Raw genomic sequence first — 16,157 nt, forward strand, 5'->3', positions numbered from 1 at the left:
CATTTTCCTTAAAAAAAGGATCCTATTATACAAAAAAATATGGTCAAATTGTTACAAGGACCCTAGAGATTGTAAATAAAGCAAAAACCACATCCTCTTGCTGATGTGGTTTTGCATGGCGGACCCGAATTGTAGCTATGCGAAATCACAATTCACCTGAGCTCAGAACCTGGGTAGCCTATTTACGTGTATACGGTTTGTAAAATTGTCTTATCCGCTAGCTTCAACAATAAATGCAGCATCTATTTTCACGTCAGGTTCGCACTTGCCAAGAGCTCGTTATAAGTTGTGATCTGCGGCTTCTTAGAACCATAATAAACTGGATTCGTAAAGGCGAGCAGCGTCCCCGCTTCATCACGAATGTCAAAGCGATACCAGTTATACGTTCCCTCTTCTAAAGCTATATTCCATTCCAGCACCTCAGGTACTTCTCCTGTGGCCGTTATAGATACATCCCTTACCGATTCAGCAATTCCGTTGTGGATCAGTGTCACTTGAGCGTTGACATCACTTGCTACGCTTAATGTGCAAGTCACCTCATGAGATGCTATTTCTCCTTGTTCCTGACTGAATGCAGCAGACAGGTCACAGCCGAAGCGATAAGTATTACCACCAGCTTGAATCGATGCCTCAATCACTGGACCGCGCGATACATAAACATGCCCATTTCGCACACCTTCTAATACTGCATCTGCACTCAGATCATCACACCACACATACGTAGCAGGATCCCCGATTAAAGAAGGAATTGGGCTATCATCATAGCTCTCAGTTGGAAGCATATGTGAGTCAGAGCCGCCAATACCTGTAATGCGGTAGCCTTCATTCCAGCTTGCTGTCCATAACTGCAATGCTTTCTCGGTAGCTACATTGTTAGGAGAAAAGGTCGGGTCATTCCATATTTCCATGGAATGTACTCCCTCCAACTGCGTCTCTTCGTATAGCCAAGCCCATGGCGTCAGCATCGGATGATTAATTGAGCAAATCGCCCCCAGCTCTGCCGCCTCTTTCATCAATCGATCCATACCCTGCTGAGTGGTTAGGCCTCCATCCGGTGAGGTTGCTCGCCAATCGATCCATTTTCGAAGTCCAAGTGCATTCCAGTGTCCGTCGCCAGCTGTTACCTCTACACCTGGAATGACGAGCGCATCTCCTTTAGCCCAAGATGTAGACATTACATTGTGATCTGTCGCTACAAAGAAATCCATACCTTGCTTCAGTGCCTGCTCACGATTCATAAGCTGAGTCATCTTGCCATCGGACAACACGGTATGCGTATGGAAATCCCCCTTGTACCAACGGCTTCCTGCCTGCCATATCTTCGCCCAGTCATAGTTTTCCATTATGAAGCCAGCATTCAGCTTGCCGCTGTTCCAATACTCACGTTCACCCTGAATTTGCGCCGATACATACTCGTCTGGCAATGTGCCACAACCAAATTCCCACTCAGCTTCAAAAGTTCTGCCTTCTTCATTTGAAACTTCAAGCATCCATGTGCCGGTCATAAGTGGCCCTGGCACCGCTATTGAACTCGTTAATTCCGGCTGGTTATGAACGACAATGAGCCGCTCGTTTCCACCATCCAGGAAGCAGAATCGAATATGTTTTTCCGAATCAAACAAATGTAATCGTCCCCACGATTTCTCCTTCTCATAAGTAAATCGAATCGCGAACCATTCGTACTCTTCGTCAGCCTCAATCGGGAAGTAGGTATTATTCTGTTCCAGCTTAACGGAAATTTGTCCTTTATTCATAGTTAGCCACCCTCGACATTCCAAGTTTAGTTGTACAATTCTTCATCTATCCAAGTGTTCCAATAATAATTATCCCTGCCGTAATCGCAATCGACATCATGACCCGCATTCTACCCTGCTGTTCCTTCAAGACTATTATGCCTAGCAGTGTTCCGAAGACGGTGCCTATCTCCCGGATCGGAGACAGATGTGCTAAAGGGCCTAGATTCATAGCAAATAAGAATAACAAGTAAGATCCTGGCGATAAAATGGAGCCGACTATAAGCGGCCCCTTATTGATCTTCCACTCCGTCTTGACCGCTTTCGAGCGCAAGGCAGGCAATGTTAGAACAAGCATATAGCCAATGTTGCACAGGGCCAGTAATGCAAGCGGTGGCATGAATTCCAATATGTTCTTATCTGTCAGGGTATAGCCTGTTATGCATAAACCAACCCCAAGAGCATACATAAGACCCTTCATATACTTCTTATCTTGCAGCATTGTTCGATTCAGCTTAAAGCCACCGATGCGGATCATTCCATAAATAATAAGCATTAAACCTGCCCATCCGAAGATGGATAGGGACTCGCTGTACATAAGTACACTTAGGACAGGAACGAGCAGTGCTCCTGTCCCACGCATAATCGGGTAAACCTGCGAAATATCACCGAACTGATACGCCTTCGATAGTAGTATGAAATACCCGCTCTGCAGCATTATAGATAGCAGTATTAAGCCGTAAGCTTTCAATGGAATCGTATTGCTTACTAGCCATTCAATCAGATATGGAGTAAGCAGCAAAAAACACGGGATATTAATCATCCATAGGAACACATCTTTGTTCATGCTACGTTTCGCAAACAAATTCCATATTGAATGCGTAAAACCAGATGCTAACACGAGTATGAGTGCGATAGTTGTCATTGTTTAATCACCGAGTTTCTTGTAAAGGTTTTGACTCGTACCAGTATCCTTTTATTCCTTTTTCCAAACGTATCAGTGCTTCAAGGTAAAAGTAATCGCCCCATATCATATAATCATCTGGAGCTACATTTCCTCGTACATAGTAGGACCCATGTTTTAATAATCCCTCGGCTCCTTCTTCACCAATAGTTGAATAATGAAGAACGAGTGAGGTCATCGTCAGCTCAAACTTCTCCTCAAACTCAGCGCGATCGGGGTCTGTATCGTCAAGAAGACTTAGCAGCTCGATCAAGCCAGCTGCGACGATCGCTGAAGCGGAACTGTCTCGATACGTATTCGCATTAACCGGAGCATCAAAGTCCCAATAAGCCACATAATCTTCTGGCAGTTGCCCAATAAAATAGGATGCCATACGCTTCGCCGTATCCAAGTAAACTTTATATCCTGTGTGACGGTAAGCAAGTGAGAAGCCATAAATACCCCATGCTTGACCACGAGCCCATGTAGATCCGTTCGTAAATCCTTGATGTGTCGCTCCGCCAAGTGCTTCACCCGTTTCCGTATCAAACACAAACGTGTGGTATGAGCTATCATCCCCACGCACAAGATATCGCAGGCTTTGATCAGCTTGCTTAATTGCAACCTGACGATAACACTCTTCCCCTGTTTGTTGATAAGCCCAGAACAATAGCGGGAGATTCATGAGACAATCAATGATCATTCGTCCCCCATGCTGTGCATCACCAGACAGTCCCCAAGCTTGAATATACTGTCCATCCTCGCGCCAACGACGCATGAGTACATCTGCCGCTTGTAGTGTCAATTCTCTTGATTCCTCATCCTGCTCCACCACCCATTGCGCCTGCGAGGATAACGTATAGAGGAATCCAATGTCATGATGATCAAGAACGATGTTCTGTTCCATTCTCCGCTTGAAGCTTTTTACCGTAAGGCGTGCTGCCTCACGGTAAGCCTCGTCGCCAGAATACTCGTAGCACAGCCACAGCATTCCGCTCCAGAACCCGTTTGTCCAATCATCATTATTGTTCAATTCATACCTGCCGTTAACACTGACATGTGGGAAGCGATCTCCGAAACGCTCCACATTATTTTTGATCTTCTCCATTGCATCTTCAATTGCATGTTTCCACATGTCCTTACACCCTTTCCACGATCCATTCATCTCAGCGAAGCATTCGTTGCAGAACTGCAGCAGCCTCACTAGATAGTCTACATCTTCCTTAGCCCAATGATTGTCCATATCCTTGAATGTCTTCACATGCTCAACCAAGATGTAGGAATGTCATACAGAATGCTACTATAATTGAAATCCGTCTCTTTCTGATGCCCATTCAAGGTCTCCTCCTACTGAACCCATAGTAATGTCACCCTAAGTCCGGTTGATCCTGAAGTGTAACTTGCAGGTCCTTCGTACCATGCAATTCGAACACAACAATCTCATTCTCACCCGCACGCAGCAGTGGCCCTGGAACATAAAGCGTCTTCTGCGGTCCTGCCTCCCAATAACGTCCGAGATTGAAGCCATTTACGAATACAATTCCCTTTGTCCAGCCCTTAAGTGCTAGAAAGGTGTCTGCGATATCTGCCTCTTGCTCAATATGGAAGGAGCCCTTATAAAATGCAGGTCCTTCTTTTCCTTCCTCAACATTAACAACAGGTTCATGTTGTAAATCGATATTGTCCAGGGGTAGACTATGAATCGTCCAATCAAATAGGAACTGAAATCCCAATCTCGCACCCTCGGTAATTCCCTTACAATCATCTCTTAAATACGGTCCATAATTCGTTCTGCCCATATTCTCTACTAGAATACGAAGCTCAGCTCCGCCCTCTGGTACATGGAACTCAATCGGCTGCGGATCCCAACGCTCAATAACCCCCTTATACTCTCCATCGAGGAATACGAGCGCACGATCATGTACCTCCTGCAAGACCAGTGAACAATTTTGTCTAGGACCGGAAACCTTCGTTGTATATAAAATGAAGCCATAATCCTGCCCCAGCTTCTCCATCGGCTCTGGGCAAGTCCGTTGCACAGGTGTCGACAGCACTGGCAGTAGGTCAAACAGCGGTGCAACTGGCTTCATCTGAACACTGCCATACCCCATCTTGCGAACAGGCTCAGGAAGCGGCATTAGCTTCGTATTGAAATATTTTGCAATAAGCTCCCTCAACAAAAGGTACTTCTCCGTAACGTCTCCCCATTCTGTCAGTGGGCTATCATAGTCGTAGCTAGTTACCGTCGGCTCATATGTCCCATGATTGTTGGCACCATTGTAGAATCCAAAGTTCGTTCCGCCATGAAACATATAAAAGTTAACCGATCCGCCAGCCTTAAGCATATCCTCAAACACATGCACAGCATCCTGTGTATCTCGCGTATGATGCGGCTTGTTCCAATGATCGAACCACCCGTTCCAATACTCCATACACATTAGCGGCTTATCCGGCTGCACCTGCTTCAAACTATTAAAGGCTTCCTCCGTTCTCGAACCAAAATTAACGGTTTCAAGAACTCCTGGAACCATACCGCCTTGCAGCATGAAATCTTCCGGGCCATCTGAGGTGAACAGCAGGACATCCATCCCGCGTGAGATCATGCTCTCTCGTATATGTTCAAGATATTTCAGGTCATTCCCATAGCTTCCGTACTCGTTCTCTATCTGCATGGCGATGATCGGACCGCCATTCGTACATAACAACGGCTTCAGCTTCGGCAGCAGCACATCATAATAAGAATCTATCTTAGATAAAAATGCCTCGTCATAGCAGCGCAAGCGCATCCCATCCTCGGCAAGGAGCCACGCCGGCATTCCACCGAACTCCCACTCCGCACAGATATAAGGACTTGGACGTACGATGACATGTAAGTCTAACTCTGCTGCTGTTTCGATAAATGTCACGATATCGGCCATACCCGTAAAACAGAATTTACCTTCCTGAGGCTCATGAATATTCCATGCAACGTACGTTTCTACCGTGTTAAAGCCGCAAGCCTTCAGCTTGCTCAAACGATCCTTCCAATACTCAGGAATTACACGGAAATAGTGGATCGCTCCTGACACAATCGTTAGGGGTGTACCCTCATAAATAAATTGATCTCCTTGCACTGTGAATGATGCCATATTACATACTCCTTTACTCATGAACTCGATGTAAGCCCCTACTACCTGTCATTACTATTCTGAGCATGAATTCTCGCCAACGAGACGATTAATCTCTTCACGCTTACGGACATACCATTCCGCCTCTTGTGGGTATACTTCAAAGGATAATTCTTGCTCCAAGCCCTCCTCCAATAAAGCGATTACTGCCTCTCTTCCGATTTTCTGATCAAGTAGCTCAAGTGCGCGAAAATCCTGCAGAGCTTCCGTAAGCACCTCCAGTCTGATTGACTCGATCGGCCCCTCAGCGCCTGGATATACCAAAAATGCATCGCCCGCTGGGAATCCACCTCCTGCATCCGTCACTTGGAATGGATCAATCGGATACTTCGAGAACTGCGCATACCAGAAGTTGTAACCCCAATGCAAAAATCCCTTAAGCTTTAGCTTGTAAAGTTGCATCCCGAGTACACGATTGCGTGATGACGGCATATGAAGAAAGCGATTAGAAACGAGCTTGTATTGGGCACAGCAATAATAAGTCCATAGCCCCTCTACGCCATGATCCAGAAATGGTCGAATACCATTGCTCGCTGGAATCGGATGCTTAATTAAACCACTTTCATAAAATTCATACTCAGAGAGCGCATCAATGATCGGAAAACCTTCTAGAATTGGCCTAATAAGTTCACTCGCTGCACGATAAGTATCCATGTCCGCAAGATTCGGTTCATCCGATAGATGGAAATAAACTCGCTGTTCTAAATGATTTTCTTTAACAAACGCTAAAAGTTCTTGTAAAAATAACGTAAGGAATCCCGTGTACTCCGGATTTTTAGAATCGGTATCCCATCCAAATAGTTGCTTTAATTGACCATCAACCATAGCCATTACTTTTGGTGCATGCTTGGCACCCCATTGTGTAAATAGATGAGAGAACTCAAAATATTTCATTCCACTGCGGTCACACAGCTCTATCCAGCGCTTTAATCGTTTAAAAGTGAAGTTATACTTCTCTCCTGTCCGCTCTACTTGAACAAGTTGTACGGTTGGGCGGTCTCCCCCGATCTCCGTGTCTAACGGAGGTGTAAATAAAGGGGTTAGAATCATATTCATTCCATGTTTCACCGCGGTGTGGATGTATTGCTCAATCAACTGCCAATGGTACTCGCTAAATATGTCGGTTTTATAGTAGGTAGCCAAGCAGTCTACATGGAACCATTCCGTATGTATAAGCGACTGCTCCGGCAATGTTGCCGCGATCACTTCCAGCGTAAATGTTTCCTCACTTACTAGTTCGCCGCTATCATTTGCGATTTGGATACAAATATCAAATAATCCCGCCTTAGCATTGAGCGGTACCTCAACAGTGATCCATATTGAGCGCCATTGATTCGGATAACCAGTTAAACCCCGATTCGTATCGAACGGAATTAACGCATCTGGATAAAGACCCGGCGTACTTCTTAAGACATGTTCATCTGCATCGTGATAGCTCACCATATTAGCAGGCACTAGCTCTACAGTTCGCACAGTGATATTGGGCCCCAACTCGGATTGCTCGGCCCGAACTTGAAGCGACCGCATAAGTACATTTGCCCGATATGCAACCTGGAAAGAATAGGATTCACCAAGTAGTGCCGAGCCTCTAAGTTGAGTTGGTGCATGCAGTTCTTCATCAGCAAATACCTTGATTAATGAACTGATACATCTTGTTTCCATCCGTGCAGCTCTATTCAACATTTCCACTTCTTTTCCCCCCATATGAATTGGTAAAAAGGATAAGCCCGGCAAACTCGACTGACTATTCGAACTTACCGGGCTTATTTAATTACTTAATTACTTACTTGCTTTGTAAGCATCGCTAGTATCTTTGAGATGCTGCTGGAAGCTCGGGTCTGCTTTCAGTCCATTAATAAACTTGTCCCAATCCTCCAAGCTGGATTTTTTGATAACGACATTTGTATACATATCAACAAACTTCTTCTGCCAATCGCCGCCTTTTTCCATCCATGCTTCGGTATTTGGCAATCCTGCAGCAGGATTCTTAATCGAAGATTCTGAGATTGTATCGATCAGCTTACGATTGTACTCTAATACTTCTGCTGGCATTCCAGGTCCTTCAGCACGTTGGTATTTATTGAAGAAACCAGAAATCCATTGTGCTGTTGTCGCTGTACCGTATCCTTGCTTCTTACCTTCATCTGTTTGAACAATAGAACCATCTTCAGAAACGGTATAATCCTTGTCTTTGATACCATATGTCACGAGATTGTAGCCTTCTTGAGTAGCGGTTTCGTTGTAAACTTCAAGAATCTTCTTGAGCTTGTCTTCGCTAACCGATTTGTTAACTAGGAACAATCCATAATAACCATAAGCTTGCTCATTGTATTTCTTGCCGTCTTTTGCAGCTGGAATTTCATACGCCTTCAACTCAGCTTCAGGCTTAATCTTCTGCAGCTCTTGGCCAAATATAAATGCTTCGTTAATATTACCGAATGAGATACCCGCTTTGCCTTGAATCATCATTTCTTTCACTTGACTTGACTTCATAACTGGTAAGTCCGGTGTAATAAGACTATCACCATAAGCCTTGCTCCAGAATTCAAGCGCTTCTCTCGCTTCAGCTGTTAACCAGTATGGCTCAAGACCGCCATCCGCTGTTTCCTTCCACGATGTACCTGCACCAAACATAGTCATCATATAAGGACTGACGCTAGCTTGTACCATACCGTAAGTATCGTTTTTACCGTTTTTGTCAGGGTCATTCTTTGTAAAGGCCTCTAATACTTTGTAGAATTCTTCCATAGTAGTGGGAGCAGTCAATCCTACGTTTTTGAGCCAGTCTTCACGAATCAACAGCGACTCATGCCCGTCCAATGGACGAACGCGTGGAATACCATAAGATTTTCCTTTGAACTTAATATTGTTAATTGCATTCTCCGGATAGCCTGCTAGATTAGGATAGTCTGGCAGGAAAGGAGTCAAATCCCAGAATGCACCTTGATCTATTGCAGTTGAGAATGCAGGGTCATTAATATCCTCGATGAGAACGACATCTGGCAAACTCTTCGAAGCAAGTAATGCATTCAACTTTTCTTTATAGTTATTAATTGGGTAGAAGTCGATCTGAAGCTTTACATTCAATTTTTCATTCAGCTGTAGAATGCTTTCAAGATCACTACTAGGGGATTCACCATAAGTCATCGTACCGATATTGATCTCAACTGGCTTTTGCTGCTCAGACTTGGAAGCATCTCCAGCAGAATTGGTCTCACCACCCTTTGCACAACCCACCAACATACTTGTAGTGAGAACTAACACCATTAGCATGGTCATCCAACTTCTTTTTTTCATTTGTAAAAACCCTCCCTTTTATCTAATAAATTAATATATAAGCTTGGTTTACCCCTTAACCCTTCACGGAGCCAACCAACATACCCTTAACAAAGTACTTCTGAAGGAACGGGTAGACCATAATGATAGGTAGAGAAGCAACGACTACTGCCGCCATCTTAATTGTCTCTGGAGGAAGCATCTGCTCACTCTGTAGCATTGCAGCTACGGATGGATCTGCTATATTCGTTGAAGCTTGTATCAGCATCATCTGCAGCACAACCTGCATCGGCCGAAGTTCATCTGAATTGATGTACAAAACGCCATTGAAGTACGTATTCCAGAAACCTACTGCAAAGAATAGCCCGAATGCAGCGACCGCTGACAGCGAGATCGGGAACATAATTTTGAAAAAGACTCCGATATCATTACATCCATCAATCTTCGCTGCTTCCTCTAGCTCCTCCGGCAGTTCCTGATAGAAGTTCTTCATCAAGAATACATACCATGCACTTGTAATTGCCGGTAATATCAACGACCAGATGGAGTCAATAAGACCTAATCCTTCAACTAACATGAAATTTGGAATCATTCCTGGGTTGAACAACATCGTCATTAGAATAGCAACTAGAAAAAACTTCTTCCCGAAAAATCGTTTCCGTGACAGAGAATACGCCAAGGCACTCGTCACCATGATACTAATCGCAGAGCCGACAATAGCTAAGAAGGCACTAACCCCTAATGAGCTCATAAACATCTTGGTTGATAGAATGTACTTATAGGAGGAAAGACTCCAGTTTTCCGGAATAAGAATTAATGGCTTGCTCAAATATTCCGAAGGATCTGTAAAGGATACGATTATGACATAAAGAAAAGGTAGTAGTGTTACAAGCCCGATTAAACTGAGCACACCATAAATGATGCCGTTTGTCACTTTATAGCCGAGGGACTTATTCATTAGTAAAGACCCTCCTCACCAAATTTTTTAGCTAAACGATTGGCTGTTACTACAAGTACAAGACCAACAACCGACTTGAATACTCCAACGACTGTCGCATAACTGAAACGACCGTTCTGTATCCCTGCCCGATACACATATGTATCAAAAACATCCGCAACATGCGATACGGGAGAACTCATCATCAAGAAGATCTGTTCAAACCCTACCTCCATCACTTGACCGAGCCTGAGTATGAGCAACACGACGATTGTACTCCTGATACAAGGCAATGTAATCTTCATAATTTGTTTCCATCGGTTCGCACCATCAATTTGCGCCGCCTCATACATTTCTTGATTGATACCTGCAATTGCAGCCAAGAAGATGATTGTACCCCACCCGGCTTCTTTCCATATGCTCTGAGCAGTTAACAAACCCCAGAAGTAATTCGGCTCTGTCAAGAAAGCGATCGGCTGACCGCCAAGCTCGACAATAATCTTGTTAACAATTCCATCGCTCTGTCCAAGAATGATAAAACAGATACCAGCAATGATTACCCAAGATAAAAAGTGAGGTAAATAAACTATCGTTTGTATTACTTTCTTAAATCTCATACTCCGAACCTCGTTAATGAGTAATGCAAGAACGATCGGAATCGGGAAGAAGAAGATGATATTTAGTAAGCTAATCGCCATCGTATTTCTAAATAAGAGAAAGAAGTCTGGATTCGTGAAAAACTCACGGAAATATTTGAATCCGACCCATTCGCTTTCCCAGAACCCTAGGTATGGAGAATAGTTTTTAAATGCTAAACCTAGCCCCCATAGCGGGAAGTACTTGAAGATTAAGAAGAAGAGAAGACCTGGAAGTGCTAGTAAGTACAAATATTTCTCTCGACCAAATATGACTTTGAATCGAGCCCATAGGGAGTCTTTCGGATTTAATCTTTGTCTGTCGGCTTCATATGCCTGTGATAAACTTGCGTTCGCTAATTTAAGATTAGATTGCGGCAAGGGTTTCACCACCTCCAACGATTTTGTTTGAACCTGGTTGACTGTAACGTTTCATGTCTGCATCTTACAAGCTGCAACGCCCATCAACAATGACCAATTCTTATTCGCCTGAGATCCTTGTGCAATAATTGCGAATAGCTTGATACTACTGGGTTTATGAACACTTCTAGTCTCAATAATTAACCTCATTAGCCCTGAGAGATTATAAATTTGCACCTCATAAAAATCAAAAAAAGACTTGCAAGAACGAGAGGTTTCATTTCTCTCGCTCTTGGCAAAGTCTTATTAAAAAAAAGTGCATTTAATTTAGTCAGGAATACTATTTTCGATGCATCTCTCGATATTGCCCCGGCGGTAAGCCCACCTGCTTCTTAAATACACGAATGAAATTTTTAGGGTTATATCCTACCTGCTCCGCTATTTCATTGACCAATAAATCAGTCGTTTCTAACAACTCCTGGGCTTTGGCTACACGCAATTGTGTGACATACTCGATAAAGGAAATATTCATCGTCCGCTTAAACAACTTGCTTAAATATTGCGGGCTCAAATTGCATATCTGTGCACACTGGTCAAGAGAGATATCAAGATGATAGTTTGCCTTGATATAGTCCGTGACCTTCTCAATAAATTGCTCATACTCTTGATTCTTCTTACTATTCACATACAGCATAATCGGTTCGAATATACGATCCATAAACCACTCATTAATTGAATGTATAGTTGTGAGTTTTCTCAGATTTACATTGAGTTCACTAGTTGTATAGCCAAATAATTGCTCCGAATTTATATCCATTAAATATACCATTCGTAAAGTAGTAGACAACAGCTGATCGTAAGACATCATAATGAGCTCTGGATTGTGTACAGCGGATTGTACTTTATCAGAGAATGCATCAAGCATCCGCTTCGTTTCAGAGAGATCTCCCACCAGCAGCGAATCGGTCAGATGGTTCTCAATCTCCGTTGGATAACGGTACATCATCGAAATCGCAAGCCCTTTGCTCTCAATAATCTGATTTCCCCCATTAATCATCCGCGAGTGAATCGCAAGCTGCGCCTCACGATATAAATCAGGCAACTCCTCCACATGCGATGTGGTTCGACTCAAACCGATCGTCGCCGGAGATTTCAAAAAATGAGTAATCTGCTCACGTATCCTGTCAATCACAGGCTTCAGCTTATCTGACCAAACGTCTACCTCTTCATGCTCTGTCCATAGCCAAACCACAACTTGATCATTAAAAGAGTTGATGACCAAGCCCTCCAGTTGCTGATGCTCCAATAATTCTGTCGTCATATTCTTTATGATGAAGAGAATTAGATCCCTATCCGTCTCTTGGAACTTGGTCACTTCGGATAGGTGATCATAGGCAATAATAAATACAACTGCACACTGCTTCTCCGGAATAGAATGCCTGCGCAGAAGCTCCAGTAAATATTCACGACGGTCATGAGTAAACTGCCCCTCCATCAACCTTAAGGCGAACAGCTCGCGAATAAGTGGAAATTGTTCATTTAATTGTTCTTCTAGTTGACTCGCTTTACGGTTAATTTCCTTCCAACGCTGATTCACATAACTGAACTCATCGGTTCCCATATCCGCGGTTTGATTATCGCTGATGAGAGAGACTAGCTTCCGAATCGGACTATACACTTTCCTAGTGCCGATCATCGCCAATGCAATTCCTGCAGCAAGTACAGCAAGTACAATTCCTATCGTAATGCCTGCAATCTGCCTTGCACTGCTATACAGTTCCGCCGTCGGGATCATATCCACAAACAACATCTTTTGGATTGGAGATTCCGTAGAGGTCACTAAGTACTCTCGGTCCTGCCATCGATAGATAAACTCTTGCTCACCTTTTTTTGTAACCGTTATCAATTCATACAAGTCTTCAGGCACTTCGCTTCCGTTCAAATGAAATACAAGTTGACCGGTGTTATCCATCACATACATTTGCTCATGCTCGTATTTAAGAAATTGTTTTGTCAGTGATTCAAACGCTTTATTATCTATGATGACCTGGATAAATCCGATAGGTTCTTTTGAATGTAAAGGTACTGTACTTGTTAACGTTATTCCTGAATCATAGTCTTTGCCACCCTGAGAATAGCCTACTTTCCAATCTAGTTGCTGATTTTTATCCAGTAGGTTCGCATACTTCACCCGTTCCACTGCTGATTCGATCTTTATTCCACCGTAAGTTGATGATATTAAGTAGTTCTCATCCAATGTATATAGCGAAATATCCTTAACACGAGAATTTCCGTTCATAAAAGCTAACAAATTCTGATATACACCCGTATAGAAGCTGGAATAATTGATTCGCTTCATTTCATTCAAGTCTGAAGTAAAGAACGAGCTCAGTTCCATCTGGACTAAGTTATTCTGAACCGCTTCCAACTCGGTATCCATCGTCCTTGAAGCGTAATTCAAGATTTGAGTAATATCTTGGCTAACATTATCTTTAATAGCATTAGAAGTTAATACATAACTAGCAATTCCAACGATAACGATAGGAATGATCGATGAAAATAATGTATATGCAATCATTTTGCGATAAAATGATGGATACTTCAGCAATTTTTTATTCCAAATTGTTCGGTAATCATCTTTAAGCTTCATATTGTAATCTCCCATGTTGATAAACTATGTCCTCAGCGTACAAATCATTTGATATGAAGTCAATAACTACTAAAAAATTCCCGATAATATTATAGTCTTAAACTAACACTAATAATCTGCAATGATTCGAGTCTTAAGATCATAGTAAAAAAGCGACCCTGACCAAAAAAGCTGCCAACGATATTTCAATATCGTTAGCAGCTTTTATTTTATAAAACTATCTATTCCAACTTCATATAATACAGATTCGCCGTACTATCCTTCGTAATGGTATGTGCGCCCGCAGTAAGTGAGATAGTGGCAATGCCATTCGTTATAGGATAACTTGTTCCATCCACTTTTATTTTAGTTCCTTCTGTATTGAACACTAGGGTTAGGGTTGAAGCTTTTGCAGCTGTGAACTGAATACTGGTTGCACTCTCAATTTTTAGACATTGAGTTAGGGTTAAACCCTGATATGTCACATTTCCCTTACTTGTTGAGAGATTTCCTTGGATATTGAAGAAGCTGCTCGTTGTTCCATCAGTGGTAAAGTTATGAACGGTTGCTCCCGCTGTCGGCACTGGCGTTGCCGTCGGTGTCGTTGTCGGTACAGGTGTTGCTGTTGGTGCTATTGTTGGAGATGGAGTCGCTGTTGGCACAGGTGTTGCTGTTGGCGTTGGTGTCGGACTTGTTGGGTTTGAATTGCCCCCTACAGAGACAAGCCCCGTTGTGTAGCTTCTGATTGCAGACATCAGTGCAGTATTCAGCGCATACGATGCGTCATCCACGGAATCATTAAATGCCCATGTGAAGTCTCCGCCATTCAGACGTCCGGCTTTTGCGGTAACAACCTGTTCTACATTGCTTACGTTGTCAATATTCGATACGTTCACTCCAGTTTGGACGTTCGTATCGAAGTTATTATAAGCTGTTCCGCCTTTTAATGCTTTGTATGAGCTTGGGATGGTTTCATTTCTCGACGAGGCTAAATAGGCATCAAATGAGGTTGCATTAGCAGGAGCTGTCCCTGTATTGGAGTTAGCGTAGATAAGACTTGAAGCATCAACAATTAGATTGTTATAAGCTTTAATCATACCTCCATTTTCACCGGAGAACGTACCCTCACCTAAAGCATCTGTACCCTGTAAGGAACTAAGCATTGGGTCTTTAGTATTTCTAAAAACATTGGATTCCACAAAAGCCGAAGCTCCGGTTGTAACGCCGATACCATATTTCGAGACTCCATCATAGAAGTTATTATAGACGTGGACAGAGGCCACTCTGATCCGCGGATGACGGGAGTCCGAATGATCGAACCAGTTATGGTGGAAGGTAACAAAGAATTCTGCAGACTCACTAAGTCCGACTAGAGCAGCTTTTCCGGAATCAAAGTAATGGTTGTACGAGATGGTAATGTACGTTGATCCTTTTTTGAGGTCCGTAGATCCGTCGCCTTTGGCTTGGTCCGCATCGCTCCCTGCAGATCCATAGAAAATATCATTATTATGCACCCATACATTCGCATTGCCTGTATCCATTGAAATACCATCGTCAGGAAATAACATTACACCCAGATTTCTTACTTCCAAATTACCAACATATCTAAGCAGCAATCCCCAGCCGTATGCATAAGCATCTTTTCCGATACCTTCGATTGTAATATTCATTTCCGAATAATTATTTTTACCTTTGACTTCAAGATATCCACTGCTGTTAAGCTGTCCACTCAGGTCAGCGACTGTAACTTTACCGATAATTCGGATGGCAAGTGGGGTTGTATCATAACCTTTTTGTCTCAGAGCCAAGATGCTACCAAGACCAACGCCTGTTTGTACAGCGCCCGAGCTGTTGATTTTCACATCAAGTGTTACGGTATTCGCATTCTGAGATGTTATATACAGCACTTGAGTACCATTCTTGAGGGTTCCATTCTCATTATAAGCGCCAGAACCGGTACCAAATGGCGAGCTTGCCGAAAAAGCAAACCCTGATCGATCATATGACGTTACGGATAACGTATTTGATACCGCACTTGCCGTTCCTCCCCCTGACAGGGTAGCTTCAACCTTCATTACATAACTTCCAGCTGCAAGCCCTACAGCATCCGCTCTCCAATAGGAAGAATATTTGCGGATCAATTCATTATCAATCTGTTGGTACCCCGAATCTGATGCGCTTGCCTGTTTAACATATACGTTATATCCTGTCGCATTACTTACAGGTGACCATTCCACATATGCCGCTTCATTCCAGCCTCCACTGCCTGTTATCGAAAGACCAGCAGCATGCACTACTGTATTTGTCCATCCACCTGCTATCAAAGAAAGCGCAAGAGAAAACAACACACCAATACTGATTACCTTGGCAATACTTTTTTTCATTTTATTCCCTCCTGATTCTAATTTGTTGCAGATAGAATTGTAACCGCTTGCAATAAGATATAAAGTTTCCTTTTCACCTCCTGAAATATTACA

At 43.1% G+C, this 16,157-nt stretch carries 10 protein-coding genes; all 10 read right to left on the bottom strand.

Translation table 11 applies throughout. The features are described 5' to 3' along the window. Positions 1–248: 248 nt before the first annotated feature. A complete protein-coding gene (locus MKY52_RS08105) occupies positions 249–1,754 on the bottom strand; it encodes a CehA/McbA family metallohydrolase (RefSeq protein WP_341050898.1) in 1,506 nt (501 codons plus the stop codon). Positions 1,755–1,800: 46 nt separating this feature from the next. Beyond that, positions 1,801–2,658, bottom strand: coding sequence for a DMT family transporter (locus MKY52_RS08110; protein WP_341050901.1), 858 nt, complete (start codon positions 2,656–2,658; stop codon positions 1,801–1,803). Between the two features lie 7 nt (positions 2,659–2,665). Next, positions 2,666–3,811 (bottom strand): glycoside hydrolase family 88 protein, encoded by a 1,146-nt coding sequence (locus MKY52_RS08115; RefSeq protein ID WP_341053368.1) that lies wholly within the window; start codon positions 3,809–3,811, stop codon positions 2,666–2,668. A gap of 232 nt (positions 3,812–4,043) precedes the next feature. Next, the gene (locus tag MKY52_RS08120) at positions 4,044–5,804 is read right to left on the bottom strand and encodes a glycoside hydrolase family 35 protein (RefSeq protein WP_341050904.1); all 1,761 of its coding nucleotides are present in this window, start codon (positions 5,802–5,804) and stop codon (positions 4,044–4,046) included. Between the two features lie 54 nt (positions 5,805–5,858). Next, positions 5,859–7,526 (bottom strand): DUF4091 domain-containing protein, encoded by a 1,668-nt coding sequence (locus MKY52_RS08125; protein WP_341053369.1) that lies wholly within the window; start codon positions 7,524–7,526, stop codon positions 5,859–5,861. Positions 7,527–7,622: 96 nt separating this feature from the next. Beyond that, positions 7,623–9,140: an extracellular solute-binding protein gene (locus MKY52_RS08130; RefSeq protein WP_341050905.1), complete on the bottom strand. Its 1,518-nt coding sequence runs from the start codon at positions 9,138–9,140 to the stop codon at positions 7,623–7,625. Positions 9,141–9,195: 55 nt separating this feature from the next. Continuing rightward, the gene (locus tag MKY52_RS08135; RefSeq protein ID WP_341050907.1) at positions 9,196–10,077 is read right to left on the bottom strand and encodes a carbohydrate ABC transporter permease; all 882 of its coding nucleotides are present in this window, start codon (positions 10,075–10,077) and stop codon (positions 9,196–9,198) included. Then, positions 10,077–11,072 carry an ABC transporter permease gene (locus tag MKY52_RS08140; RefSeq protein WP_445670988.1) on the bottom strand — a complete coding sequence of 332 codons (996 nt, stop codon included), beginning with the start codon at positions 11,070–11,072 and terminating at the stop codon, positions 10,077–10,079. The genes MKY52_RS08135 and MKY52_RS08140 overlap by 1 nt, the downstream gene beginning before the upstream one ends. 319 nt (positions 11,073–11,391) lie before the next feature. Then, the gene (locus tag MKY52_RS08145) at positions 11,392–13,701 is read right to left on the bottom strand and encodes a helix-turn-helix domain-containing protein (protein ID WP_341050909.1); all 2,310 of its coding nucleotides are present in this window, start codon (positions 13,699–13,701) and stop codon (positions 11,392–11,394) included. A gap of 221 nt (positions 13,702–13,922) precedes the next feature. After that, a complete protein-coding gene (locus MKY52_RS08150; protein WP_341050910.1) occupies positions 13,923–16,064 on the bottom strand; it encodes a pectate lyase family protein in 2,142 nt (713 codons plus the stop codon). Between the last annotated feature and the right edge of the window lie 93 nt (positions 16,065–16,157).

Origin of the sequence: Paenibacillus sp. FSL P4-0184, from assembly GCF_038004625.1 — a bacterium.
Classification (GTDB): domain Bacteria; phylum Bacillota; class Bacilli; order Paenibacillales; family Paenibacillaceae; genus Paenibacillus_AQ.